Below are 1,586 nucleotides of genomic sequence, written 5' to 3' on the forward strand. Positions count from 1 at the left end.
CCCTGCGTGTCAGGGTGAGTTGAGTCCACTGGTTCATAGCAACCCGGCCTGATGCAGGGCGAGATACGGATCGACTGAGATGACCCGCACGAGCATGTCCTCGCTGGTCGAGGGCGATAATGAGCGGATGGCTTCCCAGCACCCGCGCAGTGACGGGCCGCGTCGGCGGCGCGCGTTCACCGCGTCGGAGAAACTCGCCCATCTGGAAGCCTACGAGGCGGCGTGCGAGCAACACGACGGCGGTGGGTACCTGCGGCGGGAAGGCTTGTACTCGTCGTTGATCAGCGAGTGGCGTAAGCAGCGCGATGCCGGCGTGCTGGCGGGCAAGAAACCAGGCGAGAAGGTCGGCAAGCTGTCCGCCGAGCAAGCTGAGATCGCCCGGCTCACGCAGGAAAATGCCCGTTTGAACAAGCGGTTGAACACCACCGAGACCGCCCTGGACATCATGGGAAAAGCGCACGCTCTCTTGGAAAGTCTTTCCGAGAGAGCGGATTCCGACGAGAAGCACAAGAAGCGTTGACCCACGCCTATGCGTCGATGACCGGAGATGGTGTGCCGACCAGGCAAGCCGCCCTGCTGACCGGTTTGGTGCGCTCGACGGCGGTCCGTCACGGCAAGGCCGCCGCCGCCGCACTCACACCGGTGGTCGCACCGCAACCGGTGTCGGACCCGGTCAACAAGCTGACCGTGTTGGAACGCCGACGGATTCTCGAAGTGCTCACCGGTAGCCGGTTCGTGGACCTGGCGCCGCTGCAGATCTACGCCCAGCTGCTCGATGAGGGCGTCTACCTGTGTTCGGTGTCCACGATGTATCGGGTGCTGGCGGAGAACAAGCAGGTCAAGGAACGCCGCCGGTTGGCGCGTCACCCCGCGGCGGTATGCCCGGAACTGGTCGCGACCGCGGCCCGGCAGGTCTACAGCTGGGACATCACCAAGCTCGCAGGTCCGGTGAAAGGCACCTACTTCGACGCCTACGTGATGATCGACATCTACTCCCGGTTCATCGTCGGCGTCCATGTCCACGCCCACGAATCTGGTGTTCTGGCCAAGGAACTGATGGAACAGGTGTTCACGGTCCATGGCGTTCCGCAGGTCGCGCACGCCGATCGGGGCACGTCGATGACCAGCAAAACCGTCGCCGTCTTGCTCGCCGATCTCGAGGTCACCCGATCGCACTCGCGGCCGCGGGTGTCGAATGACAACCCGTACTCGGAATCACTGTTCAAGACCTTGAAATACGGTCCGGAATTCCCTGAACGCTTCGGATCGCTGTCGGAGGCGAGACGATTCATGGACGAATTCGCCCAGTGGTACAACCACGAACATCGACACACCGGCATCGGCCTGCACACGCCAGCCGACGTCCACTTCGGCCTGGCAGCCGCCAAAGCCGCCGACCGACGCGTCGTGCTCGCCGAGGCCCGCGCCCAGCATCCGCACCGGTTCGGTGGCATCACCACAGCACCGAAGATGCTTGATCTCCCCGGCACCGTCTGGATCAACCGCCCAGCCGACGACGCCAGCCAGGAGACCGAACCCGAAGCCGCCTAACACCCACTGGTCTCACTCACCTTGACAAATTCCGA

The 1,586-nt window shown here is 63.7% G+C and carries 1 protein-coding gene; it reads left to right on the forward strand.

The window, feature by feature from the left end:
* The first annotated feature begins 127 nt into the window (after positions 1-127).
* Positions 128-1,551 (forward strand): IS3 family transposase gene (locus AB0M59_RS53560; RefSeq protein WP_364632163.1). Its coding sequence is split into 2 segments (ribosomal slippage): positions 128-494 and positions 494-1,551, totalling 1,425 coding nucleotides; the frame shifts between segments, so codons are not numbered across the junction.
* Positions 1,552-1,586: the final 35 nt, after the last annotated feature.

The organism is Amycolatopsis sp. NPDC051371 (assembly GCF_040682155.1).
Lineage (GTDB): Bacteria > Actinomycetota > Actinomycetes > Mycobacteriales > Pseudonocardiaceae > Amycolatopsis.